General features: G+C 44.2%; 18 protein-coding genes and 1 tRNA gene. 12 read left to right on the forward strand and 7 right to left on the reverse strand.

Features of this window, described 5'->3' with window-relative positions:
* The first annotated feature begins 68 nt into the window (after positions 1 to 68).
* The 3 genes from EWM62_RS16315 to EWM62_RS16325 all read left to right on the forward strand — a co-directional run bounded on the left by EWM62_RS16315 (position 69) and on the right by EWM62_RS16325 (position 4875).
* Positions 69 to 707, forward strand: a complete 639-nt coding sequence (locus EWM62_RS16315; RefSeq protein ID WP_129877746.1) for a polysaccharide deacetylase family protein — start codon at positions 69 to 71, stop codon at positions 705 to 707.
* 606 nt (positions 708 to 1313) lie between these two features.
* Complete coding sequence (locus tag EWM62_RS16320; RefSeq protein ID WP_129877747.1) at positions 1314 to 2423, forward strand: PQQ-dependent sugar dehydrogenase; 1110 nt, start codon at positions 1314 to 1316, stop codon at positions 2421 to 2423.
* 184 nt (positions 2424 to 2607) lie between these two features.
* Positions 2608 to 4875, forward strand: a complete 2268-nt coding sequence (locus EWM62_RS16325; protein WP_129877748.1) for an aconitate hydratase — start codon at positions 2608 to 2610, stop codon at positions 4873 to 4875.
* 154 nt (positions 4876 to 5029) lie between these two features.
* Here the strand turns inward: EWM62_RS16325 and uvrA are convergent, their stop codons facing one another.
* Positions 5030 to 8050, reverse strand: coding sequence for an excinuclease ABC subunit UvrA (gene uvrA / locus EWM62_RS16330; protein WP_394342865.1), 3021 nt, complete (start codon positions 8048 to 8050; stop codon positions 5030 to 5032).
* 404 nt (positions 8051 to 8454) lie between these two features.
* Between uvrA and EWM62_RS16335 the strand changes: the two genes are divergently transcribed.
* From EWM62_RS16335 to EWM62_RS16355, 5 genes are all read left to right on the forward strand, one after another.
* Positions 8455 to 9039, forward strand: a complete 585-nt coding sequence (locus EWM62_RS16335; protein WP_129877749.1) for an RNA polymerase sigma factor — start codon at positions 8455 to 8457, stop codon at positions 9037 to 9039.
* A 313-nt stretch (positions 9040 to 9352) separates the two neighbouring features.
* Complete coding sequence (locus EWM62_RS16340) at positions 9353 to 9550, forward strand: hypothetical protein (protein ID WP_129877750.1); 198 nt, start codon at positions 9353 to 9355, stop codon at positions 9548 to 9550.
* Positions 9551 to 9767: 217 nt separating this feature from the next.
* Positions 9768 to 10529 carry an endonuclease III gene (nth, locus tag EWM62_RS16345; protein WP_129877751.1) on the forward strand — a complete coding sequence of 254 codons (762 nt, stop codon included), beginning with the start codon at positions 9768 to 9770 and terminating at the stop codon, positions 10527 to 10529.
* 184 nt (positions 10530 to 10713) lie between these two features.
* Positions 10714 to 11721, forward strand: coding sequence for a recombinase RecA (recA, locus tag EWM62_RS16350; protein WP_129877752.1), 1008 nt, complete (start codon positions 10714 to 10716; stop codon positions 11719 to 11721).
* 133 nt (positions 11722 to 11854) lie between these two features.
* Positions 11855 to 13912, forward strand: coding sequence for an IPT/TIG domain-containing protein (locus EWM62_RS16355; RefSeq protein WP_129877753.1), 2058 nt, complete (start codon positions 11855 to 11857; stop codon positions 13910 to 13912).
* Positions 13913 to 13999: 87 nt separating this feature from the next.
* Here the strand turns inward: EWM62_RS16355 and EWM62_RS19360 are convergent, their stop codons facing one another.
* On the reverse strand, positions 14000 to 14170 hold the full coding sequence (locus EWM62_RS19360; protein WP_162499859.1) for a hypothetical protein: 171 nt from the start codon (positions 14168 to 14170) through the stop codon (positions 14000 to 14002).
* Positions 14171 to 14263: 93 nt separating this feature from the next.
* The gene (tsaD, locus tag EWM62_RS16360) at positions 14264 to 15265 is read right to left on the reverse strand and encodes a tRNA (adenosine(37)-N6)-threonylcarbamoyltransferase complex transferase subunit TsaD (RefSeq protein WP_129877754.1); all 1002 of its coding nucleotides are present in this window, start codon (positions 15263 to 15265) and stop codon (positions 14264 to 14266) included.
* A gap of 173 nt (positions 15266 to 15438) precedes the next feature.
* On the opposite strand from tsaD, the gene EWM62_RS16365 reads away from it, so the two are divergent.
* Positions 15439 to 19920 (forward strand): translocation/assembly module TamB domain-containing protein, encoded by a 4482-nt coding sequence (locus EWM62_RS16365; protein WP_129877755.1) that lies wholly within the window; start codon positions 15439 to 15441, stop codon positions 19918 to 19920.
* Here EWM62_RS16365 and EWM62_RS16370 read toward each other — a convergent pair.
* The 3 genes from EWM62_RS16370 to EWM62_RS16380 form a co-directional block, all read right to left on the reverse strand.
* The gene (locus EWM62_RS16370) at positions 19917 to 21122 is read right to left on the reverse strand and encodes a bifunctional 3,4-dihydroxy-2-butanone-4-phosphate synthase/GTP cyclohydrolase II (protein ID WP_129877756.1); all 1206 of its coding nucleotides are present in this window, start codon (positions 21120 to 21122) and stop codon (positions 19917 to 19919) included. The two genes, EWM62_RS16365 and EWM62_RS16370, sit on opposite strands and share 4 nt — an antisense overlap.
* A gap of 100 nt (positions 21123 to 21222) precedes the next feature.
* Positions 21223 to 22644, reverse strand: a complete 1422-nt coding sequence (locus tag EWM62_RS16375; RefSeq protein WP_129877757.1) for an LptF/LptG family permease — start codon at positions 22642 to 22644, stop codon at positions 21223 to 21225.
* 95 nt (positions 22645 to 22739) lie between these two features.
* The gene (locus EWM62_RS16380) at positions 22740 to 23120 is read right to left on the reverse strand and encodes an START-like domain-containing protein (RefSeq protein WP_129877758.1); all 381 of its coding nucleotides are present in this window, start codon (positions 23118 to 23120) and stop codon (positions 22740 to 22742) included.
* A gap of 347 nt (positions 23121 to 23467) precedes the next feature.
* On the opposite strand from EWM62_RS16380, the gene EWM62_RS16385 reads away from it, so the two are divergent.
* The 3 genes from EWM62_RS16385 (at position 23468) to EWM62_RS16395 (ending at position 24357) form a co-directional block, all read left to right on the forward strand.
* Positions 23468 to 23541: transfer RNA gene (locus EWM62_RS16385), tRNA-Met, on the forward strand.
* Positions 23542 to 23587: 46 nt separating this feature from the next.
* Positions 23588 to 23815, forward strand: a complete 228-nt coding sequence (locus EWM62_RS16390) for a GIY-YIG nuclease family protein (protein WP_129877759.1) — start codon at positions 23588 to 23590, stop codon at positions 23813 to 23815.
* Positions 23816 to 24009: 194 nt separating this feature from the next.
* Positions 24010 to 24357: a hypothetical protein gene (locus tag EWM62_RS16395; protein ID WP_129877760.1), complete on the forward strand. Its 348-nt coding sequence runs from the start codon at positions 24010 to 24012 to the stop codon at positions 24355 to 24357.
* A 71-nt stretch (positions 24358 to 24428) separates the two neighbouring features.
* On the opposite strand, the gene EWM62_RS16400 is transcribed toward EWM62_RS16395, so the two are convergent.
* Positions 24429 to 26786, reverse strand: a complete 2358-nt coding sequence (locus EWM62_RS16400) for an alpha-L-rhamnosidase-related protein (RefSeq protein ID WP_129877761.1) — start codon at positions 26784 to 26786, stop codon at positions 24429 to 24431.
* Positions 26787 to 26796: the final 10 nt, after the last annotated feature.

Below are 26796 nucleotides of genomic sequence, written 5' to 3' on the forward strand. Positions count from 1 at the left end.
ATGTATACAATTGTAAGTAACTGGTAATTACTTTGCAAGCTCTATTTTATTGATTAATATTAAAACGAATGTACCTGGTAAAAACTCCCTGGTGGCTAAAAAAACTGTATCCTCAATTAATTTGGGATACTAAACCAGGTGCCCGTTGCATTTATTTGACTTTTGACGACGGCCCCATACCCATTGTTACACCGTTTGTATTAAATATTTTAAAAAAGCACCATGCGAAGGCCACCTTTTTTTGCATTGGCGATAATGTACGCAAACATCCCGACATATTTGAGCAGGTAAAAAAAGATGGGCACGCTATTGGGAACCACACCTATAACCATCTTAAAGGCTGGGATACCGATAGCCAAATATACTTAGAAAATTTTTTACAGGCCGATAAAATCCTGGATACCCCCCTGTTTAGACCGCCATATGGCCGGATTAAAAAAGAGCAGATTAAATTACTGAAACAAGCCCGCCCCGACCTGCAAATTATAATGTGGGATGTACTTAGCGGCGATTTTGATATGGCGCTAAAGCAGCACGAGGCTTTGAATAATGTATTAAAGCACGTAAAGGACGGTTCTATAGTGTTGTTTCATGATAGTGTAAAAGCATTTCATAAACTGGAGTACGCCTTGCCGCTGGCGATGGAGCATTGGAGCAAAGAGGGATATACGTTTGAAGTATTGAGCCCCCCAACCCCCGTTGGCTAACGGGGGAGCTTTTGAGTGGCTTTTTTCTCTTCACCTGTTTGCGCAGCAAAGAGGATGGACAAGCGAGGTGGATAAATCACCAGTCAATTCATTGCCGTCACTTTTAAGGGACGGAATAGCAAACTGCATAATTGGCTTTAGCCAAAGGCTGCTTTAATAATTTTGGCTAAGCCGGGAAAATATTTATGCCCATCCGTTGGCTAAAGCCAACGGCAATGAATTCCTGAGTAAGCCTAACTGTAACCATTTGCCGCATATTCTCGTCTTTTCGATAAGTGTATAATCTATGACCCGTAGGGCCTGCCGCTTTGTAGCCGACGAAAGAGAATAGTTTTGCTCCGTTAGGAGCTACCCTTTACCAATTTGCCAAGTTTAATAATGCAAATGGCCAACCTGCCGATAGGTGGGCAGCCGCTACGCGGCACAAATTACATGTATTATTATTTCTATAAAGCGGCAGACCCTACGGGTCATCTCTTCTTACAACTTATATTTTGTGAATATATGATATGTAAACCAATACGCTAATAAGACTGAATAACCATCCTTACAACAAATCGCATAAATCCCTGTTATTCAATAAGCACCCCACTAAAAAAAACGGATATGAGAGCATGGATAACATTAGCAGCGGTAGCGGGCCTTTTATTATACAGTGGCTGTAAAAAAAGCTCGTCGCCAAACACCCCGGATAACCCCGGCGATACCAGCGAACTTACCGACAAAGTATTAACCGATAAACTAACCTTCCCCTGGGAAGTATTGTGGGGGCCTGATAATAAGCTTTGGATAACCGAGCGCGGCGGCAAGGTGAGCAGCGTTGACCCGGTTACAGGCAATATTACCCTGATAAAAACTATCAGCGAAGTAGTGTCGCGAGGCGAAGGCGGCTTGCTGGGCATGGTGCTGCACCCCGATTTTGCTGCCACCCCCGAGGTTTTTGTAGCTTATAATTATGATAAAGCAGGTAACTACCTTAAAAAAATAGTGAAGTTTACTTACAGCGGCGGTACGCTCATCAACCCGGTTACTTTGCTGGATAATATCCCCGCAGCTAATAATCATAATGGTACGCGGCTGGCTATCTCGCCCGATAAAAAGCTGTTCATCACCAGCGGCGATGCAGCAACATCATCCCGGGCTCAGGATAAGGATAACCCCGCCGGTAAAATTCAGCGCATTAACCTGGATGGCAGCATTCCGGCAGATAACCCTATTGCCGGCAGCCCGGTTTGGAGCTATGGCCACCGCAACCCACAAGGCCTGGTATTTGTCGGCGATCGCCTGTATAGTTCGGAGCATGGCAACGCTACCGACGACGAGATCAACATCATTCAAAAAGGCCGCAATTTTGGCTGGCCCAATGTGCAGGGGTATTGCAATACCAACGATGAAAAAACTTTTTGCAGTGCAAACGACGTAGCCGAACCTATCCAGGCCTGGTCGCCCACCATCGCCCCATCCGGTATTGATTATTATAATAAAGATGCCATCCCGCAATGGAAAGGTTCGTTGTTACTGGCCGTACTAAAAGATTCTGAGTTGTTACAGATAAAACTTAACTCGGCCGGTACAGGTGTAGAAAAGGTAAACACTTTCTATAAAAACAAATATGGCCGCATGCGCGATGTGGCCATATCGCCCGATGGAAAGGTGTATATTATTACCAGTAATGGTGGGAGCGATAAGGTAATAGAAATACGTAAAGCCCCCTAACCCCTAAAGGGCGAACAGGATTTTCAAAAGCTCCCCCTTTAGGGGGGTGGGGATTATTATTTAGAACATATCCAAATAACAATTGTACAAGGGCCTCACTGTGAATAAAGTTTATATTTTGTAAATTCGCGGCTGTTGCCCAAACGGGTTACAACATCTTTTACTACACTAAAAATCAAACATTATGGCTTTTGATTTAGATATGATCAAAAAGGTTTATGATCGCTACAGCACCCGTGTGGATGCTGCCCGCAAAGCGACCGGTAAACACCTTACTTTAACCGAAAAAATATTATACGCCCACCTTTCTGAGGGTGATGCTAAAAAAGCTTTTGAACGCGGTACCGACTACGTTGATTTTGCACCAGACCGCGTGGCCATGCAGGATGCTACCGCGCAAATGGCTTTGCTGCAATTTATGCAGGCGGGCCGCCCGCAGGTTGCAGTACCATCAACCGTACATTGCGATCACCTGATACAAGCGAAGGTTGGCGCCGTTGCCGATCTAAATACCGCGGTAGATATTAACCGCGAGGTTTACGATTTCCTTTCTTCTGTATCTGATAAATACGGTATCGGTTTCTGGAAAGCCGGTGCAGGTATCATCCACCAGGTTGTTTTAGAGAACTACGCGTTCCCCGGTGGTATGATGATAGGTACCGATAGCCACACCCCTAATGCAGGTGGTTTGGGTATGGTTGCCATTGGTGTTGGCGGTGCCGATGCCTGCGATGTAATGGCAGGTTTGCCATGGGAGCTAAAATTCCCTAAACTGATCGGTGTTAAATTAACCGGTAAATTATCCGGCTGGACATCAGCTAAAGACGTTATTTTGAAAGTAGCAGGTATCCTTACCGTAAAGGGTGGTACAGGCGCTATTGTTGAATATTTTGGTGAAGGTGCACGTTCGCTTTCTGCAACCGGTAAAGGTACCATCTGTAACATGGGTGCCGAGATCGGCGCGACCACTTCTATCTTTGGTTACGACGAGAAAATTGCCGCTTACCTGAACGGTACCAAACGCGAAGAAGTTGCTACGCTTGCCAACGCTGTTGCCGAGCACTTAACCGGCGACGACGAGGTTTACGCAAACCCTGCGGCATACTTCGACCAGGTTATCGAGATCAACCTGAGCGAGCTTGAGCCACACGTTAACGGCCCTTTCACTCCGGATCTGGCTTGGCCTATCTCTAAATTCGCGCAGGCGGTTCGTGAAAACAACTGGCCGGAAAAATTAGAGGTTGGCTTGATAGGTTCTTGTACTAACTCATCTTACGAAGATATTACCCGTTCTGCATCAATAGCAAAACAGGCTATCGATAAAAACTTAGCTACTAAAGCAGAGTTCACCATCACCCCGGGTTCGGAACTGGTGCGTTACACTGTGGAACGCGATGGCTACTTAGGTACTTTCGAGAACATGGGCGGTGTAGTATTGGCAAACGCTTGCGGCCCTTGTATCGGCCAGTGGGCACGTCATACCGATGACCCTACCCGCAAAAACTCTATAATCACATCGTTTAACCGTAACTTTGCCAAACGCCAGGATGGTAACCCTAATACACACGCTTTTGTGGCCTCCCCGGAGATCGTTACCGCGTTTGTTATTGCCGGCGACCTTACCTTTAACCCGCTTACCGACAGCTTGACAAACAAAGCCGGCGAGCAGGTAAAATTCGACGAGCCACAGGGTATCGAAATGCCGATACGTGGTTATGCTGTTGAAGATGCCGGTTACCAGGCACCTGCCGAAGACGGTAGCGGCGTTGAAGTATTGGTTGACCCGCGCTCATCACGCTTGCAATTACTGGAGCCGTTTACCGCATGGGAAGGTACCGACATTACAGGTTTACGCCTGCTTATTAAAGCACGCGGTAAATGTACTACCGACCATATTTCGATGGCAGGCCCATGGTTGAAGTTCCGCGGTCACCTGGACAACATATCTAACAATATGCTTATCGGTGCTATCAACTACTTTAATAACACTGCAGATAGCGTTAAAAACGAACTGACCGGCGAATACGGCCCAGTACCTGCCACACAGCGCGATTATAAAGCGCATGGCATAGGTTCGATTGTGGTTGGCGACGAAAACTACGGTGAAGGTTCATCTCGCGAGCACGCGGCAATGGAGCCACGCCACCTTGGTGTACGTGCCATACTGGTAAAATCATTTGCCCGTATCCACGAAACCAACCTGAAGAAACAAGGTATGCTGGGCATCACCTTTGCCGATACCAACGATTACGAAAAGATCCAGGAGGACGATATCATAGATATTACCGGTTTAACCAACTTTGCCCCCGGCCAGCAGTTAACGGTAGTGCTGCACCATAAAAACGGCACCACCGAAAGCTTCCCGGTAAACCACACCTACAATGCACAGCAAATTGAGTGGTTTAAAGCAGGTGGCGCGTTGAACATCATACGCAGGCAAATGATTTCTTAATTTCGGATTTTCGATTTTAGATTTCGGATTTATAAATGAAAGCCTTCCTGAATGGGGAGGCTTTTTTTGTTGCACCCTCTCCACCACGGAGGTAAAGTGGAAATTAGAAAGGCAATGAATAACTCCATCGCCTTTCTTAAATCCTGCTCCCCCTTCAGGGGGCTGGGGGGTATCGTTCCTTCAAAAACTTGCCCGTATAGCTATCTTCTACCTTGATGAGGTTTTCGGGAGTGCCTTCAAAAACCACTTTGCCGCCGCGGTCGCCGCCTTCGGGACCGATGTCTATTACCCAGTCGGCGCATTTGATGACATCCATATTGTGTTCTATTACAATAATGGTGTTCCCATGTTCCAGCAACGCGTCGAATGATTTCAGGAGTTTCTTGATATCTGCAAAGTGCAGTCCGGTAGTAGGCTCGTCAAATATAAAAAGCGTTTTATGCGTGTTGTTCCCCTTTACCAGGAAGGATGCCAGTTTGATCCGTTGCGCCTCGCCACCCGAAAGGGTATTTGACGATTGCCCTAACTGCACATAACCCAAACCAACATCAACCAATGGCTTTATCTTAGCCAGGATCTTTGGTTCTTTGGCGAAGAACTCCAGCCCCTCATCAATGGTCATTTCCAAAACTTCCGATACGTTCTTTTCGTTATAAGTAACGTCAAGGATATGCTGTTTAAAGCGCTTACCATTACAGGCCTCGCAGGTCAGGAAGATATCTGCCATAAACTGCATCTCTATCTTCACCTCGCCCTCACCCTGGCAAACATCGCAGCGGCCACCCTCAACATTAAAAGAGAACGCAGATGGTTTTAGCCCGGCTGCTTTGGCAACAGGCAGGGCAGCATAAAGGTTACGGATCTCGTCCCAGGCCTTAACGTAGGTAACCGGGTTCGATCGCGACGAACGGCCTATAGGGTTTTGGTCAACCATCTCCACCTGTTCAATTTTGGCGTAATCACCTTCAATACTATCAAAGGCGCCGCTTTGGTCGCCGCTGTAATTACCCAGTGTTTTTTGCAGCGCCGGTGCCAGTACGCGTTTTACCAAACTGGTTTTACCCGAACCTGATACCCCTGTAACCACCGTAAGTACGCCAAGCGGGAACTTAGCGTTGGCGTGTTTCAGGTTGTTTTCACGGGCGCCTTTTATCTCTATAAAATCGCTCCATTTGCGGCGACTTTTAGGGATGGCAATTTCTTCGCGACCGCTCAGGTATTTGCCTGTAAGGCTGTCGTTATCTACAATTATCTGTTCGTAGGTACCGGTGAATATAAGGTTACCGCCATGCGTACCGGCTTCGGGGCCAATATCAATGATATGGTCGGCAGCTTTCATAATCTCCTCTTCGTGCTCAACCACCAAAACGGTATTGCCCACATCGCGAAGGGATTTTAACACAGTGATCAAACGTTGCGTATCGCGCGGATGCAGGCCAATGCTCGGCTCATCCAATACGTATATCGAACCTACTAAACTACTCCCCAAAGAGGTAGCCAGATTGATCCGCTGCGACTCGCCGCCCGATAGCGTGTTTGATAATCGGTTAAGCGTCAGGTACGCCAAACCAACATCATTTAAAAAGCTAAGCCGGTTGGTTATCTCCAACAACAGGCGCTTGCCAATTTTAAGGTCGGTTTCGTTCAGTTTAAGGTTGCTGAAAAATCCAAGCGCGGTATCTAAAGGCATCAGCACCACATCGGTGATGGATCTGCCATCTATTTTTACATAGGTTGCATCCTTACGCAGGCGACTGCCCTTACATTCGGGGCAGGTTGTTTTACCACGATAGCGCGATAGCAGCACCCGGTATTGAATTTTGTAGGTCTGCTCCTCCATTTCCTTAAAAAAGGCATCCAGCCCGCGGAAATATTGGTTACCTGTCCAAAGCAGGCGTTGCTGCTCTTCGGTCAACTGGTTATACTGGCGGTGGATAGGAAAATCAAATTTAAGGGAGTTTTTTACCAGCACATCGTTCCATTCGCGCATCTTTTCGCCGCGCCACGGGGCTATAGCGCCCTCGTAAACGGTTTTGCTTTTATCAGGGATAACCAGATCCTCGTCGATGCCGATGATTTTGCCATATCCCTCGCAACGCTTACAGGCGCCATATGGGTTATTAAAGCTGAAGAAATTTGGTGTAGGCTCCTCAAAACGGATATTGTCCAGTTCGAAACGGTCGCAAAAGAAGCGTTCGGTAGCCCCACCCAAACCCTCCCAGAAGGGGATGGCTTCAGAACTTAAAGTCTCTCCGCTAACCAGCTGAGGAGATCCGATAGCAATCGGATTAGAGGGGACTAATGGGGCTAAATACTGCACATAACAATCACCCTTCCCTTCAAAAAAGGCAGTCTGTATAGAGTCAGCTAAACGGCTGATAGTTTCGTCTTCTTCGCTCTTGGTGATCCGGTCGATAACGATGCGCACCACAGAAACAGCAGGCAATGATGATTCTTCCTCTTCTCCTTTTTTTGCTTTGGTCTTTTTAGTTTTAGCAGGGGTTGCTTCGGCATCAACCAGCATTGATGCACCGTCGATGCTTTCATCTTCCAGTAACGATTCGATGCGCGATACCTGCCCGTTAAACTCCACCCTTACAAAACCCTTTTGCATCAAAACGGCCAGTTCCTCTTTAATGCTGCGGTTGTTGTGCGGATGCAGGGGGCATAATATAGTTACCTGGGTTTCATCCGGCAGGGCCGTAATAAAATTGATAACATCGGTAACGCTGTCCCTTTTTACAACACCGCCCGATATTGGCGAAATGGTTTTACCGATACGCGAAAAAAGCAGTTTAAGGTAATCGTAGATCTCGGTAGAGGTACCAACGGTCGAGCGCGGGTTACTGGTGATAACTTTCTGCTCGATGGCTATAGCCGGGGCTATCCCTTTAATATAATCTACATCGGGCTTGTTCATGCGGCCCAGAAACTGGCGCGCGTAGGATGACAGGCTCTCTACGTAGCGGCGCTGCCCTTCGGCATATAAAGTATCAAACGCCAGGGACGATTTACCCGAACCCGACATGCCGGTGATAACCACCAGCTTGTTTTTGGGGATGGCCACATCCATATTTTTTAGGTTGTGTACCCTTGCCCCTTTTATAATAATATGTTTCTGCGGATCTTTTTCTGCTTCTTTGATCATAATATTGGTTGGTGGTTCATGGTTCATAGATCATAGTAAGAAATACAATGCTGATTAAACCCTGACCACTAATGAAAGTCTAACCCGTAACCGATTAAACATGTTTGGTATTTTGCTTTTCGGACTATGAACAATGATCTATTATCTATGAACATTTTCCGGCTGCAAAAATCCTAAAATATTTAGCTTTATCCAAATGAGTTTTGGTAATTATAAAGGTTAATGGGTTATTAATAAAAGAGTTTGCATTTTAGTGACATATACCTTTATTGTAACGACGTAACATACCCAGTTAAAAAATATTTGCTTTTATTTTTTAAGATTATTATATTTGAGGGTACATTTTTCTTAAACCCTAAAAAGAAACGCTATAGATAGAACTCTACTTTTAATAACGACGAAAAATTTAATTTAGTTTATTAGTAGCTTCTATGGATTTTCAATTGAAAAGTGATCAGGATCTAATCCATCTTTATATCGCCGGTAACGAGGCAGGACTTGTTGAGCTGATAAGGCGGTACCAATCAAAAATTTACACTTCAATTTATTTACTTGTTAAGGACGAGGCCCTTGCCGAAGATATTTTCCAGGATACGTTTATTAAGGTTATTAATACGCTAAAAGCAGGGAAGTATAACGAGGAGGGCAAGTTTTTACCATGGGTAACCCGCATTGGCCATAACCTGGTTATCGACCATTTCCGCCGCGAAAAACGCGCCCCTATGGTAAGCAATGGCGACGACTTTGATATTTTTGAAGTGCTGGGCCATTACGATGAAAGCGCCGAAGACCGCCTGGTGCGCGAACAAACCCATAAGGACCTGAAATCGCTGATCCAACTGCTGCCATCCGAGCAAAAGGAAGTGTTGATCATGCGCCACTTTGGTGATATGAGCTTTAAAGAAATAGCCGATGTTACCGATGTAAGCATCAACACCGCCCTTGGGCGTATGCGTTACGCGCTTAATAACCTGCGCAAAATGATGCAAAGTAAAGAAATGAGCTTAAAAAATTAACAGCAGATAGTCCCCTAACCCTGTTTTGGGCCTATCTCTATAGGTAATTATTAAGCTAATAATATTGTTACAAAAGCTGCCCCATACAGGGGCGGCTTTTTTGTTGTAACCGCAACAATAAGCCATATCGTACCGCCGTTTAAAATCCGTATTGAATTATGATGAATTTCAATTGAAATAGTTAAAAATGTTAATTTGAACCGCCCATAAATGGCAAAAATTAACCCTCAAAAAAAATTTCATTTAATTTTCATCTTGATAAAATATTAATAAATAATTCTCGTTAATTTTATAATCAAACAAACAACAGCTTATGGGTGAAACCTTTACTTCAATTTTTAATGCGGTCACTAACAAAGCTCAGGTGAAACAATCAGAGGTACATGAGAATCTGGAGGCGGATGATGTGATGTTTTATAACTCCATCCGCGCTGATTTGGATCTTTTAAAGAAAAAGCCAAAACTGCAGACCATTCATCACATCCTGGATTATTCAAAAAGCCTGCGCTAAGTAGTACTACGCGAAAAACGCACTGGTTCATAGATCACGCCGCAAACGATAGCAATATCCGGCAGCCTGATTTATGAACCTTTCTATTTTATAACAGTTTCATAGATGATAGTTAATGGTTCATAGTAACTCGTTTTGGCTAATTGCCGATAATTCAGGATTATTGTAAAAATTTGGTTCTGCCATAATCCATGAACCATCAACCATGAACTAATACATGCTTAAAGCCGATCGCTACCGCCATTTTGTAGAATACTTTTCAAAGAACCAGCCAGCAGCAGAAACCGAGCTGCACTACGGCAGCCCATACGAGTTACTGGTGGCAGTGATACTTTCGGCGCAGTGTACTGATAAGCGCATCAACCAGGTTACCCCCGCCCTTTTTCAACGTTTCCCTGATGCGGTGTCCCTTGCGGCTTCCAACGCGGATGAGATCTTTACCTATATCCGCAGTGTTAGCTATCCAAATAATAAGGCCAAACACCTGGCAGGCATGGGCAAAATGCTGATGGAAGTTTTTGGCGGCGCGGTGCCTTCGGATATTAACGAGTTGCAAAGGCTGCCCGGCGTTGGCCGTAAAACGGCCAATGTAATAGCATCGGTAGTTTTTGATGCGCCGGCCATTGCGGTTGATACGCATGTGTTCAGGGTATCGAATCGTATTGGGCTCACTACCCGCGCTACTACACCGCTGGCTGTAGAAAGGCAACTGGTAGAACATCTGCCGCAAAATACTTTGGCTATTGCCCACCACTGGCTGATATTGCACGGGCGTTACATCTGCGTGGCCCGCAGCCCTAAATGCGAGATTTGCCCCCTTACCTGGTTCTGCAAATATTACGAACATCAAAACACCGAAACCGCCCTGCTTAGGGCCGAAGCCGCCAGGATCCGCAAGGCAAAAGATGCCAAAAAGAAAAAGACATTGAACACTATTAGCCGTGAACTGGCCAAACGCGGTGTTGATAAAGATATTTGATTGATAGATTTGGGTTAGGTAAGTTTACTACATCAGTAGCAAACCAAATTGTCATCCTGAGGAACGAAGGATTTAACCTCCGATAGATGCTTCATTATCGTTCAGCATGACAAATAAAAATAATTACTAAAAATATTAGTATTTTAATAAAAAGTATTTTATATTTGTTTCACAATAATTTAAGATGAGCAACGCAGATAAATTAAAGGCATTACAGCTTACGTTAGATAAGCTGGAAAAATCATACGGTAAGGGCACCATCATGAAAATGGGTGATACCGCTATTGAACCAACAGAAACCATATCAACCGGGTCATTAGGGCTTGATATCGCTTTAGGTGTGGGCGGTTTACCAAAAGGTAGGGTGATAGAGATCTACGGCCCCGAGTCGTCCGGTAAAACTACCTTAGCCATACATGCCATAGCCGAATCTCAAAAGAAAGGCGGCATAGCAGCGTTTATTGACGCAGAGCACGCGTTCGATCGCTTTTATGCCAAAAAGCTTGGTGTTGATGTAGAGAATTTGCTGATCTCTCAGCCGGATAACGGCGAGCAGGCATTAGAAATTGCCGATAACCTGATCCGTTCGGGCGCTATAGATATATTAGTTATCGACTCTGTTGCGGCGTTGGTACCAAAAGCCGAGATAGAAGGCGAAATGGGCGATTCAAAAATGGGCTTGCACGCCCGTTTAATGTCGCAGGCATTGCGTAAGCTTACCGGTACCATCAGCAAAACCGGATGCTGCTGTATTTTCATTAACCAGCTGCGCGATAAAATTGGCGTTATGTTTGGTAACCCCGAAACCACTACCGGCGGTAACGCCTTAAAATTCTATGCTTCGGTACGTTTGGATGTACGCCGGATCTCGCAAATTAAGGATACCGACGAGGTATCGGGTAACCGCGTTAAGGTGAAGATCGTAAAGAACAAGGTTGCACCGCCGTTCCGTATAGCCGAGTTTGATATCATGTTTGGCGAAGGGATCTCAAAAGCAGGCGAGATCATCGATCTGGGGGTTGAATACAACATTATTAAAAAAGCAGGATCGTGGTTTAGCTATGGCGAAACCCGTTTAGGCCAGGGCCGCGATGCGGTTAAACAACTGATACTGGATAACCCCGAATTGGCCGAAGAACTGGAAGCCAAAATTAAGGCGACCGTAACAGGTGAAGCCATGGTTGAACAATAAGCCATTACTTTTAGTACTTAACAGATACAGGCCTCTCCATTTTTGGAGGGGCTTTTTTATTGATACCCGCCGGTACGGATTAAAATATACCACATATGCGGTATATACATAAGATTTTAATTGACAGACATTTATGAAAATTAAACTCTTATCCAACATGAAGGCATATCTGCAAAAATTATCAAAAACATTGAGCTTAATGCTGCTGCTTATTTTAGCGGTTAGCTCGTGTAAAAAAGAAACTACCATTAAGCCCGTACCGGATGACCCTGCGGTAAAAACCCCAACTATAACCGGCAAAATTAACGGTAAGGCTTTCGCCATTAAAGAAAATGGCATAAAATCTACCTTGTATACAACATCCGGCGATGGCGTAAAATCGCTGGAGACATCGGCAACGCTGGATGCCGACGGCAATAAGCTTACCTTTTTTATAGATGACCTGAAAAACGGTGCCATTGCCCTTACCAAAAAATCGGGCACATCGTTTAACCCAGGCACTAAGACTATTAAGGTAAACGCCGGTACAACACAAACTTATGTACAGTATTTTAACAGTGGCAATGCTTATTATGCGCTATCGGGATCTATCACTATAACCATTACGGATACTTATATTACTGTTAAATGGAATATCATGTTCAAAGATGCCAGTAACCACGAGTTTAGCTCATCGGGCGAGTTCACCATTACTTTTGCATCGGTTATTACCAAGCCAAAATCAGAGGTTAAGGATCCTACCCCCGTAGCAGATAAGCCAACTATCGAAAATATAGCCCCCACCAAAGGCCGCGCCGGCGATACCGTTTCTATAACCGGTGTAAACTACAGCACTACCATTGCCGATAACATGGTGAAATTTAATGGTGTTAACGCCGAGGTGATATCTGCAACAGCCACAAAACTGATGGCTAAGGTACCGGCGGGCGGTTCAACAGGCACTGTATCTGTCAAAGTAAAAAATAGCGAAATAACCACAGGCCCTGCATTTACATATATACAAGCCGCAACCTTTGCAAGCTTCAGCCCGTCTTCCGGCAAAGTTGGCGACACCATAGCTATAAAAGGCACAAATTTTAGCACCACACTGGCCGATAACATTGTAAAATTTGCCGGCCCACAGGGCTTACTTGTTGGGGCCGAAGTAATATCAGCCACAGCAACACAATTAAAAGTAAAAGTACCGCAAAGCGCTGCAACCGGCACATTAACAATAGCTATTAACAACGGCGCACCTATAACCAGTGCATCAGCGTTTACGGTAACCGTTCCACAGGTGCCAAACAACGGGTGGACACAAGTAGACCAAACCGTGAGCCCGCAAACAGGCATCTTGTCGGCCGCATCGGGCAACCGCATGTTATTTGCAAATGGCAAAACAGGTAGAAATTTATATTACAGCAGCGATAAGGGTTTAACATTCACCAACATATTTAACAGCATCCCGCTGGTAAAGGATACACTTAAGGTTAACTACCTTGTAGCCGATGGCAATTACTTTTACATTGCCACAAACCTGGGTGTTATAAAAACAGATGGTACAACCTTTACTAAACTTACTATCAGCCCTAATGCGCCAAACCTTAGCTTTAACGGCATAGTTGCCAGGGGTGATAAAATTTACCTGTTATCGGGCGCAAACTACTATGTTTCGTTAAACGGCGGGGCAAATTTCCAGGCAAAAGCTGCCAACCTGGGCGGGGCTGTCAGGCTTGATAACATCACCAGCGACAATGGCGGCAAGTATTTCTACGCTATCGACCCTACATCTTCCAAATTTTACCGGTCGACAAACCAGGGCGAAACATGGCTGGTAACCCCCGCGGCTACAGGTGTATATCCATTAAGTGAGGGTTATAAAAATATATTATCATCCCCTGGTTATACATATGCCATATTCAGTGGCAGCGCACAGCTTACGGGCAACCGCTTATATCAATCGCGCGGGCAGGGAGATGTGTTTACAAAAGTTAGCGACGAGCAGGTAAATGTTATTAAACAATGGGGAGATTACGTTGCCTATGGCGGTACAAGCTTCAGCCTGTCTAATGATGTAGGCAGTACCTATAAAAACTACGCCATCCCAACGGGTTGCACAATAACCGGTATTGAACGGATAGAGAATATATTCTTTATTTTCTGCAATGCACCGGGTGGGCAATCTGTCAGAATATATAAAAGAGCGTTTTAATACGCTGAAGAATTTGTAATAGTGTTGTTTTCTACAGCCCCCGCAGCAATGCGGGGGCTTGTGGTTTTACTACCAGGCTATAAAAGCCTACTTACCCCCGGTTTTCCAGTACATATAGGCTATACCGCCAATAACCATAACGGCCAGCACAATAAGCCCGGCAAGGCCTTTACGTTTATCCTGGCGCATTAGCCAAACTAAAAAAGCCACAAGCGGCAGTACAAAAACCGCCCAAAAAATAAGTGAAGGAATTGACATAGTAATTAGTTCATGGTTAATAGTTCATGGTTAATAGTTCATGGTGTTTTGCAGATGGCCATTTGCTATTAACCATCACCTCTATATGCTAAACTACATGGGCATCCTTGCCAGCGGAGCTATCTCCTGGCCTGCAAATTCGCCTTTTAAATATTTATAGTACCCTGCAATAGCTATCATGGCAGCATTATCGGTACAGTATTCAAATTTCGGTATAAAAACGTTCCAGCCGTTATCGGCACCCATTTTGGTAAGCCCCTCGCGCAAACCTGTGTTAGCTGATACCCCACCGGCCAGCGCTATATCTTTTATGTTGTACTCGGCTGCGGCACGTTTCAGTTTATTTAGCAATATGGTAGCGATCCGTTTTTCAACAGATGCGCAAATATCGCTTAAATTTTCCTGTATAAAATTAGGGTTGGCGGCAACATTATCCCTTATAAAGTAAAGTATGGCTGTTTTAACACCGCTAAAGCTAAAATCAAACCCCGGTATTTGCGGTTCGGGGAACTTATAAGTATCGGGGTTGCCGTTGCGGGCGTTTTTATCAATTAAAGGGCCGCCGGGATATGGCAGGCCTAAAATTTTACTGGTTTTATCCATGGCCTCGCCGGCGGCATCGTCAAGCGTTTGGCCAATCACCTCCATGTCAAAGTAGTCTTTCACCAACACTATTTGGGTGTGGCCGCCTGATACGGTGAGGCATAAAAACGGGAACGCGGGCTTATGATCGCCAATAAAATGCGCCAGGATATGCGCCTGCATATGGTTAATATCTATCAGCGGCAGGTTTTTGGCCAGCGCAAATGCCTTGGCGAACGAAACACCTACTAAAAGTGAGCCTAAAAGACCCGGACCGCGCGTAAAAGCTACTGCATCAATATCATTTTTGCTTACTTTTGCGTTTAATAGTGCTTGTTGTACAGCCGGAACAATATTTTGCTGATGAACCCTGGAGGCAAGCTCGGGGACAACGCCTCCGTAAGCTTCGTGAATGGTTTGGTTGGCAATAACATTGCTTAATATCCGGCCATCTACACAAACAGATGCAGAGGTTTCATCGCATGAAGATTCGATTGCTAATATTACAGGCACTTTGCTAAGTCAAAAGTCGAAAGTTAAAAGTCAAAAAACTGGTAACTTCCGATATGGGTCATAAATAAATTCAAAAAGTAAAACACTTAGTGCGTTTTTGAATTTTTACTTTTGAATTTCTAATTAAATACAAAGTTATTAAAAAAGTACTCAAAATAGCGTTAAGCATCGTATTGATAATTTTGTTACTGGTAAGCATCCTGTTATTGCTTTTTCAGTACAAGCCGGTACAAACATGGGCTGCAAAAAAAGCCACAGCCTATTTATCAAAAGAGCTTAATACCAGGGTTGATATAAAAAGCCTTTACATTAAGCCTTTCTCATCGGTTGTTTTAGAAGGCCTATACATCCTGGATAAGCAGCAGGATACCTTATTAAGCACCCCGAAACTATCTGTCGAGCTTAGCGGCTTCTCGATATTCAACAGCATTAAAAAAAAGAAGATAGATTTTGCATCCATCCAGTTGGATAACGGATCCTTTTATCTTAAAAAATTAAAAGACAGCACTACCAATCTCCAATTTGTGCTGGATTATTTTAACTCGGGCGATACCACCAAAACTAAAAGCAAGCCCTGGTCGCTTACTTTCGAAAAGATCTCGATAAACAATTTCCATTTTAAATATAAGAACAGCCTGAGGAACGAACTGGTAAAGGGTGTAAATTTTGATGATGTTGATATTACCCGTTTCAGCACCATCATCCGTAATATGGACCTTAAGAACCATCTGTTTAAGGCACGTATAGGCGGTTTAACCTTGCATGAAAAAAGCGGTTTTTTTGTGCGTAACCTCAACTCGAACGCTACTATTGATACCAACCAGATCCTGCTGCAAAATCTTAATATACAAACAGCTAACTCAACTGTTAAAGATTTCTTCAGGATGAAATTCACATCCTTTGATGATTTTGACGATTTTGAGAACAAGGTAAATATGGACGCTGATTTCAAATCGTCGCACCTGTCATCAAAAGATATAGCTTATTTCACCAGTTCGTTGGATAAAACAACGTTCGAACTGGGTATTGACGGCCGCGTGCGGGGCATGGTAAACAACCTTAAAGCCAAAAGCGTTACCATTACAGCCGCGCAGGCAACCTTCATAAAGGGCGATTTTAACTTAACCGGTTTGCCCGATTGGAATAATACCTTCCTGCAGCTAAAGTTTGACCAGATAGCGACCAACAAAAAAGATCTTGATTATCTGTATAGCCACTTTACCGGCAAACTAAATGCAAAAGTGCCGGCAATTGTTAGCAAATTTGGCAATGTAAACTTTACCGGCAGGTTCACCGGTGTGCAGAACGATTTTGTAGCATTTGGCACATTTAAGACCAAATTAGGCCGTTTCGACCCCGATATTAACCTGAAAATAAATAAGGCCGGCATACCAAGTTACAGCGGTAAGCTTACCACCACAAATTTTGACCTGGGCGCATTAATTGACAATAGTACAGTTGGCCGCACAACCCTATCCGGTAATGTAAGCGGCAGCGGCGATGAACTAAAAAACCTTAATATTAAAGGCAACGCGCGAATAGCTTATTTTCAATTTAAAGGCTACAATTATAGTAACTTAACTACCAGCGGGACTTTTAAAAACAAGATAGCGAAGGGCAAAATTGCCATTAATGATAAAAATATAAAGTTTGACCTGGCCGGTCTTATTAACCTTAACCCTAAGCTGCCTGTATACAACATCGCCGGCAACATTAACAATGCAAGGCTGCGCGAGCTTAAGTTTTTAAAGGATACCATTACCATCAGCACCGATTTGAACACCAATTTTTCGGGCAATAACCTGGATAATTTGGATGGCAGCATTTTACTAACCAAGGTACGCGTGGTAAACCCGCGCAATAACTACGTGGTTGATTCGGTAGCCTTAACCGCCAGCGGTAAGGGTGATGCAAGGGTGATATCATTACGGTCTGACCTGGCAGACGGCAGCATTAAAGGCAGTTATGACCTGGCAACCCTGCCATCGTATTTTAAAACTATAGCCAAAAAATACATCCCGTCGTTAAAAACGGATATAACCACACCCAAGCCACAAAATTTTGATTTTAATTTAACGCTTAAAAATATAGATCCGCTTACGGCTATTTTTATGCCCGACCTTAAGGTGCCTGAACAAGGTACGTTTGTAGGAAAATTTAACTCTACTGATAAAACGGCAACACTAAACGGGTATATCAAAACCATAAAATATGGCAAAATAGTTTTCCACGATTTTATTATTGATGAAAGTACATCTGATGATATGCTTGGCCTAAACGTATCGTTAAACAGGGTTGACCTTACCGATAGCCTGTACATCAAAAATATAAACATCACCAACTTTTTAAAGAACGACAGCTTAAACTTTAACGTTAAGTTATCAGACAAAGATGCGGCCAACCAGTTAGACCTTTACGGGTTAGTACAATTTGGCCGCGATACTACAGCCAAGCTAATGATACTGCCATCTGATGTGATACTGGAGCGCGAGAGCTGGAAAATACAAGACCAGGTAAGGATAAGGCTGCTGGATGGTAAAACCCAGGTATCGGGTTTTGAACTATCGAACGGCGGCCAAAAAGTACGGATAAATGGTTTTATATCTGATAACCCCGAAGACAAGCTGAAGGTAACATTTGAAAAATTTAGCATGGCTACTATTAACCAGCTAACCAAAACATCGGGCGTGTTGTTAAAGGGGTCGTTAAATGGTGATGTAACACTAAGCTCTATCATCAAAAAACCGGGCGTAGATGCTAACTTGAGTATCGATTCGCTTGCGATGAACAAAACACTGGTAGGCAATGTGAAGATAGTATCGAACCTGGATAATGCCCATAAACAAGCTAATGTAAAGCTGAATATAACCAACCGTGGGTTAGAAACAATGAATATAGCCGGTGTTTATACATTGGCCCAGGAAAACGGCGACAATCTGAATTTCGATATAAAAATGGACCACACCGAGGCTATTATATTCGAGCCTTTTATTAAAGACTTGGTATCGAATGTTAAAGGCACTGTATCTGCAAACCTTAAACTATCCGGGTCGCCGTCTAAACCGGAGCTTAATGGTGATGTGTCTTTAAACAACACAGGCATAACTGTTAATTACCTTAAAACAGCTTACACCGTAAACGAAAAACTGGCCGTAACCAATAGCGTTATTAAAATTGATAAGATGATATTGAAGGATATCCGTGGCGGTACAGGCGAGGCTAACGGCACGGTTGACTTGAATAAAATATCAAACCCTACACTCGACATAACTGTGCAGGCAAATAACCTTATGGCGCTCAACACCACCTTTAAGGACAACCATATTTACTACGGTACAGCGTACGGAAGCGGCACATTCAGTTTCACCGGCCCGGTAGATAACATGAAAATAGATATTAAAGCTACTACTGAAGCAGGCACAGTATTTAATATCCCGCTTAACACCTCATCAACAGCTGTCGATTATGATTTTATCAGGTGGGTTAATCATAACGATACCACTACCAAAGTTATTGATAAGATAAAGGCGTTTAACGGCGTTACCTTAAATTTCGATCTTACCGTTGATGAAAAAACCACGGTACGAATAAGTACAGATTATGGCGTACTGGAGGGTACAGGTACAGCACGTAACCTAAAACTAAATATTAACAGCCTGGGCGATTTTGAAATGTTTGGTGATTTCGGCATTACATCAGGTAAGTTTGAGTTTACCGCCAAAGATTTCATCAGCAAAAACTTTGTGGTGAACCAGGGAGGAACCATCCGCTGGACAGGCAACCCATCAAATGCCGAGATAAACTTAAAAGCCATATACGAGGTGCGCACCAATATTGCCCCACTGTATACCGCCGCGGGTTTACAGGCGCCGCAGCCTAAGCAGGTATTGGTACAGGCCGAGCTGATACTAACCAAATCGCTGCTGCAACCTAATATCGATTTTAACTTCAATTTCCCGGTAGACCCCTCCATTAAGGATGACCTGAACACTTACCTTGCCGATAATAATAACCGCAGCCAGCAGGCGCTAAGCATCATTGTAAGGCGAAGTTTTGCATCGGGCACGGGTAGTAATTTAACTAACCAGGTATTGGGCACAGCCGGCGAGGCCGTGAGCGAGTTTGCCTTTAACAAACTGAATAGTTTTATATCGCAATCGAACATTAAATACTTCGACCTTAACATACGGTCATTTAATGATGCAAGCGCATCCCTTAAATTTTTAAACGACAGGCTTATTATAAACGGCAGCTTATACTCCAACAGCGGCACAAGCGATCTTTTCAATAATAAAACAAATTTGCTGAACACAGATTTCAGGACACTGACAAAAGATTTTGAAATTCAATACCTGATACGCAAAGATGGTAACCTGCGGGCAAGATACTCGTACAGGGCGTTAAACAGCACCACGTTAAATAGTATTAACGATGCTTTGGGGATACAATATGTAAATGGTATAGGTTTGGTATATCAACGGGATTTTGATACGTTCGGCGAATTTTTACGTAACATATTCAGGCAAAGGAGCCGTCGCAATAATGCACCTGTAACCCCTGCACCTGTACCTGCTACCAGCATTACCACACCGGCACCTTCAAAACCGTCTGACGATAATAACGTTACCGAGGATACCGGCGACGGCGATGATTAATGCTCGCGCATGATGGCATGGTCCATCTTATCCCTTTTAGTACGCAGGTACGCTTCGTTATGTGGGTTTGATGCAATTTCTATTGGCAGGTTCTCTACCACTTCAAGGCCGTAGCCAATTAAGCCTGCACGTTTTTTGGGATTATTGGTTAACAGGCGCATTTTAGATACCCCCAGGCTGCGCAATATTTGCGCGCCAATACCGTAGTCGCGCTGGTCCATTCCAAAACCAAGCTTTATATTGGCCTCTACAGTATCCAGCCCGTTCTCCTGCAAGTGGTAAGCTTTTAATTTATTAACCAGCCCTATGCCGCGGCCTTCCTGGTTCATGTAAACAATTACGCCCTGGCCTTCTTTGCTGATAACTTCCATAGCTTTATGTAGTTGCGGCCCGCAATCGCACCGGCACGATCCAAAGATATCTCCGGTTACACACGAACTGTGCACACGTACCATTACAGGCTCGCCGGGCTGCCATTCGCCTTTTACAAGGGCTAAATGGTTTTCGCCGGTATCCAGCTGGGTGTAAGCTATCATATCAAAATCGCCCCATTGGGTTGGCATCTTCACAGATACTTCCTTGCGCACCAGCGATTCGGTATTTAAACGATAAGCGATAAGGTCTTTTATCGAAATTATTTTCAGGTCAAATTCTTTGGCCATTACCAATAATTCGGGCAGGCGGGCCATATCGCCATCCTCTTTCATTATCTCGCAAATTACACCGGCCGGCTCAAACCCTGCTAATACAGAAAGATCGATAGCCGCCTCGGTGTGCCCTGCGCGGCGCAAAACACCACCATCCTTAGCTATCAATGGAAATATATGACCGGGCCTCCCCAGGTCTGCAGGTTTGGTTGCAGGGTCTATTAACGCTAAAGTAGTTTTTGAACGGTCTGTTGCAGATATACCGGTAGTACAGCCATTGCCCAGCAGATCTACCGATACGGTAAAATTAGTTTCGTGCGATGTAGTGTTACGGCTAACCATCGGCTCCAGTTCCAGTTCGTGCGCGCGTTGTTTGGATATAGGGGCGCAAACCAGGCCACGGCCATACCGCACCATAAAGTTGATGGTTTCGGGCGTAGCATTACGTGCAGCAGTTAAAAAATCGCCTTCATTTTCGCGGTCTTCATCATCAACCACAATAATGGTTTTACCTGCTTTAATAGCTTCTATCGCTTCCGGTATGGTATTTAGCATTTCTTCTTTGGTTTGTACCGATCAGTTTATGATTAACAACTACTGACAGTACAGCAAATTTATACGATAATATGATGAATAAGGTCGGTATTTTGTAAAACTATATAGGTTTGGTTTTACGCAAGCTAAAGCGCTTAAAAAAACGTTTGTACATTTCCGCGTCAAAAAGGGCCGAATCTGTAGCCGCTTTGTAACTAAGAAATAACCCTATGGGGAATAAAACAGCAATAGCTACCCATGCGCCAACCAACGGCGACAGGTCGCCCTCTTTAGCCGATTTTTCCCCAATGGTGCCTATAATGTAATATATCAGGAAAAATATTACCGATACAACCACCGGCAGGCCTAACCCGCCTTTACGTATAATTGCCCCCAAAGGCGCACCGATCAGGAACAGTACTATACATGCTGCGCCCAGGGTGAATTTCTTTTGATACTCCATTATATAACGGCGTATACTTTTTGATGTTTCTTTGTGCCTGTCGGCGCGATTCTTTAAAATATCTATCACCTGGCGCACCTCGCTCGCCGAATTATTCAAAGCATTAAATTTCTCACTTACGCTTTTCAGCTTAATACTATCTGCCGGTACCACCTGCTTTATCTTTGATTTTTGAGGCATTGTAGTATATTTCAGGTTGGCCGCTACCAGCGCATAATTTCCGTTCACATTGCTGTCAACCTCCCTGTTTGCCGAATCGATATAGTGCTGAAGTTGGTGCAGGTTCATCATCATTGATGCGCTCCTAAATTCGTTCTCGTCGGTACGGGTCATCTTAAACCCATCTAAACTAAACTTTTGTTCGGTTTCTTTAAACCTAAAACGGGTAAGTCGTTTGCGGGGCATGGCGTTACCTTCGTCGCCGGGGCCTTCCATGTAACGTATACCATCTTTTAATTTAAGTATCAGGAACAGATCATCTTTAGACCGGTACATCAGGCCCGATTTTGCGAACAAAACATCCTGGTTGGTTTCCAGCGTACCTTTTGAGTAGATCATGATATCGTGCAGGGTTTGGCCGTCATCATCCTTTCTTTTTACGCGTATGGTGTATCCGGGGAAACGGTTGCTGAATATGTTTTCGGGCAGCAGATCGGCCGATTTTTGTTTACGGGCATCGTATAACAGCGAGTAATATTTAAGATTGGCCACCGGCAGCATATAATCCGAAAAAATAAACGCAGCGCCGCTAAGCACCAAAACAACTACCATCATGGGGTACATGGCGCGGCGCAGCGATATACCTGCCGATTTTATAGCAACCAGCTCGTAATTTTCGCCCAGGCTGCCATAGGTCATGATTGATGAAAGTAATACAGAGAGGGGCAATGCCATGGCTACGTTGGTTGCCGAATTATACATCATCAATTCGAGGATAATGTACCACTGGAAACCTTTGCCTATAAGATCATCGATGTATTTAAACAAAAATAACATCAGCAATACAAACATCACTATTAATAAGGTTACTATAAAAGGCCTTATAAATGATTTAAGCAGTAACAAATGTATTTTCTTCATCAGGGCAATTGCGTACAGGGATTGAAACGTATATGCGTGCAAATAATTGTTGCATACAAGCCGTTTTCACAGCGCAAAAATACAGAATAAAAATGTTAAGCGCCCAGGGTGCTTATGAGGTAATCAATTTGGTTGTCCCAGATGAGTTTGCGTTCGGCGATGGTTTCTTCAGTAGCAAAGTCGGTAATGCTAAGTGCCACATCGTTTGTTAGTTCGTCCTGAATAATTTCCATTTCAAAATAACATTGAGGCTCGTCATCCAGCCATTTAAACCTAACCAGTTTGTTCTCTTTAAGGGTTACCAGTTTGGCGTTTTGTTTCTCATCATCCCATGTAAACGTGTATATCTGGTCGCGCACGCTCACATCATCTGCAAACCACTGGGTAAGGCCGTTGGCTTCGTTCAGGAAAGTGTATAGTATTCTTGGTGACGATTTTATCTCGTACTCAATATTAAATTTCTTCTTCTCAGACATAGGGGTTCAATCGTTACAAAAATCAATCAAGGGGCAAAAGTGAACATTTTTTCTAAAGGAAGCGAATTTCTGCTATATTTGCAAACCTTTTTCGGGAACCATAGAAATATATATGAAGAAGGGTAAAATGTAAGGCGGGGTAGCTCAGATGGTTAGAGCGCAGGATTCATATCCGTTAGCAAACGGGCGGCAGTTCGATAAACAGATACTATCAGGAGCAAGTCCTGAAAAAATAAATACGGCGGGGTAGCTCAGATGGTTAGAGCGCAGGATTCATATCCGTTAGCCAACGGACGGCAGTTCGATAAACAGATACTATCAGGAGCAAGTCCTGAAAAAATAAATACGGCGGGGTAGCTCAGATGGTTAGAGCGCAGGATTCATAACCCTGAGGTCGGCAGTTCGATCCTGCTCCCCGCTACTTGTAGAAGGCCCCTTATGGGGCCTTCCTAATTTAATTACAACGTATGTTTACCGTCTACGTTTTGTATTCTCCTTCTTTTAACCAAATCTATATCGGGTATACATCCGACTTAAACAATCGCTTTACCTCTCATAACGAATTGGCAACAAAAGGTCATACGATAAAATACCGCCCCTGGATTATTGCATATACAGAAGAATATGACAACAAAGCTGCTGCAACAAAAAGAGAAAAGCAGCTAAAATCATCAAATGGCCGGGCGTTTAATTAAGATCTTACGAAATATAATGTATAAATGATGGCTGAAAATTTCATCTTATCAGGCATAAATAAATAATAAAGGATATATTTGTCCTTTATTATTTTATGTGTTAGATTTGTGCTGCTCAATTAACACTCGTCGAACTATATCAAATAAAAGGATAAAAAGATATTTATATATTATTAACAATCAATTTACATACCATGCTTACTATTAAACCAAACACCACTGCCAACTGGACCGTTAAACCAACAAGAACGATAGCTTTTAACCCTGTAAAAAGTTACCTTAAATATGCCGACAGCCAAAAGGGAAACCACACCCTGTGGTGGTTTGTAAACCTGATGGTGCATGGTAACCTGGTGCTGGCAGTGCCTGCAGTTTTAATTTATTACTACCATGCCCCGGTTATTATATTAGGTATTACCGTTATTGGCTTTTTTGGTAACCTGGTGGCCAATATGTGCGGAGCAGGTATCAGGGTAACGCTTACGGCATTTTTTGCCAGTTTGCTTATCAATATGGCTATGCTGCTAATTTTTATACTTTAACGCCTATGGCAATACAAATACGAAAGCCACCTTATCGGCGGCTTTCTATTGTATAATTTTAGGAATTATACCTAAATCAAAAACGAATTAGTACCTGCCTTTAACATATAGCGTTTGGCTTTCCAGATCAGTACGCCCGTAGTTTTTTGCGGCAGGCTGATATTTATTCGCCACTTGCCTTTATCAAAAGTATAAGCAGCGGCAATCTTCCCGTTTGGATGAGGCATTTCGCCACTTATGGTTGTTAGTGTACCTAAGTGAGGTTCGACTTTAACTTTAGCAAACCCCGGCGCATCGCTATCGATACCTAATACGGTCCTAAAAAACTCGATGTTAGGGCTTGCACCCCATGCATGGCAGTCGGACCGGGAGGTGTTAACATCAGAATACTCGGCCCAGGTGGTAAGCCCCATCGCTATATTCTGGCGGTAAATATCTAACCACTTCATATAGTCGTTACCCAAGCCTGCTTTTACCAGCGCCTGGTGCAGGTAATATTTAAAGTAAACCGAACATTGGGTTAAACTTGTATCGCTAAGCATCCTTTTAGCCACAGCCGGCATATTCGCATCGCTAACCGTTCCTGTAAGTATGGCCAATGCGTTAACATGCTGCGAGTAGCCGCTTCTCCCTTTGGTATCGGCATATAACCTATTTACAGGGTCCCAGTATTTACGCTGTATGGTAGCCTTTAACTGCGACGCCTTGGCAGAATAGATCCTGGCATAATCCTGTAAACCAATCTTGCCTTCCATTTCTGCAGCCCACTGGTAGGCCATAAGCAGTTGCAGGTCGTAAATAGCCGCGCTGCCATCCTTATCGCTTACTTCGCCCCACATATTACCGGCCCAATCAACAAAGGCCCAGTATGGCGTGTCTTTTAACGAGCCATCGGCCTGCTGATATTTGCTGAAAAAATCAAGCACGCCACGTTCGCCAAGCAGCTTGCCTTTAATAAAGTTATTATCGCCGCGGTACATCCAGTAATCGTGCAGCATGCCGATGTACCATAACGAAAAAGGAGATATAACCTGTGTTCCCCTCGAAGGGTAGCAACTGGCGGTTATGCCTTCGGGCAAGCGCGAGTGGTCCATTTGTGTTAGTGCATTTCGCGCCAGCCGGTTATCACTGGTATTATAGTACGATACCATGGCCTGTATGCGGGTATCGCCAATGTATTGCAGCTGCTCGTAATAAGGGCAATCCATATAAGTTTCCCAGGCGTTGAGCCTTGCGGTACGCCAGCCAATATCCAGCATTTGCTTTATCTCGGTATTGTCGGTATTTAATACCGAGACGCGTTTAAAGGGATAGCCGGTGAAAGTACCATAAAGGTCATCAATAACCAGCGGTTCATCTTTGGTTTGTACGATGAGCCTGATATAACGGAAAGTACGGAAGTTTAATGTAGTGTACGATTGCCCTTTGCTGCCATCCGCTATCAGGCTGTCTATCCGGCCAACAAATTCTTTCCCCTCTACATCGTTACGGTTGCCTTTAATAACGCCCTTGCTGCCTTTTTTGTAAAGCGATTCGGCGTAGCCGATGGAAATCCCCGCATCCTTACCGCCGCTAAAATTCAGGGTAACGTAAGCATTTGTTTCAAAGGTCTGATCAAGCAATATGGAGGCCAGCGTGTGCGCGGGTACGGTCACCTGCGCCTTATTCTCAGGGAACGTGGAAGGGACGCTTACATTAACCGCTCCCCGTAATTTAAGCAGGCGTTGGTAGGTCATTTCCCTTGCCGGCAAGGTAGAGGGCACCAACGCCCATTCAATGCCCCAGGCCGAACCTTTAAGCTTACCTTCTGTGAGCTGTGTTGTACCGGGCCAGGTGCTGTCGTCATAGCTCACCGTCGTCCAATCACCCTTAACAGCATGGTTCATATTTACCATTTCGCCTTTGCTGGCTGCAAAAAAATAACCTGGAATAGGCTGATGCCCAACATCTCGAAGGCACTTCCAGCTATTATTGGTATTTAATATTTCTTCGATTGATGAATTACCCTGCAAGATAAACCCTGTACGTACGCTGATCTGCGCTGCCGGGCTGTACTGGGCTTCGTTCCAAACCAGCGCAGCTACAGTATTTTTGCCTGTTGTAAGATACGGCGACAAGTCGACCGTTTCGTAGTTCCAATAGTAGGTATCACCCCGCGCAGGCCCTAAGGATACCAGGGTACCATTAACGTATAATTTATAGCGGTTATCTGCAGATACGTGTACAATAAAAGATGCCGGTTTAACCTTTAGCTCAATATTCTTGCGGAAATAAAAAACCCCGTAGCTTGTACCATTGTCACCGGGTGCGGTTACCCATTGCGCGTTCCATTGTTTTTTGGGAAGTTTTGCAGCTGTTGTTTGAGCAGAAGCTTGATCCGCAATGCCTAACCCAACTATTAAAAGTAATATCGTAAAAAAAGGCTTCATCAAGGTTTTA

Source organism: Mucilaginibacter terrigena, assembly GCF_004168255.1.
In the GTDB taxonomy this organism is placed as follows: domain Bacteria; phylum Bacteroidota; class Bacteroidia; order Sphingobacteriales; family Sphingobacteriaceae; genus Mucilaginibacter; species Mucilaginibacter terrigena.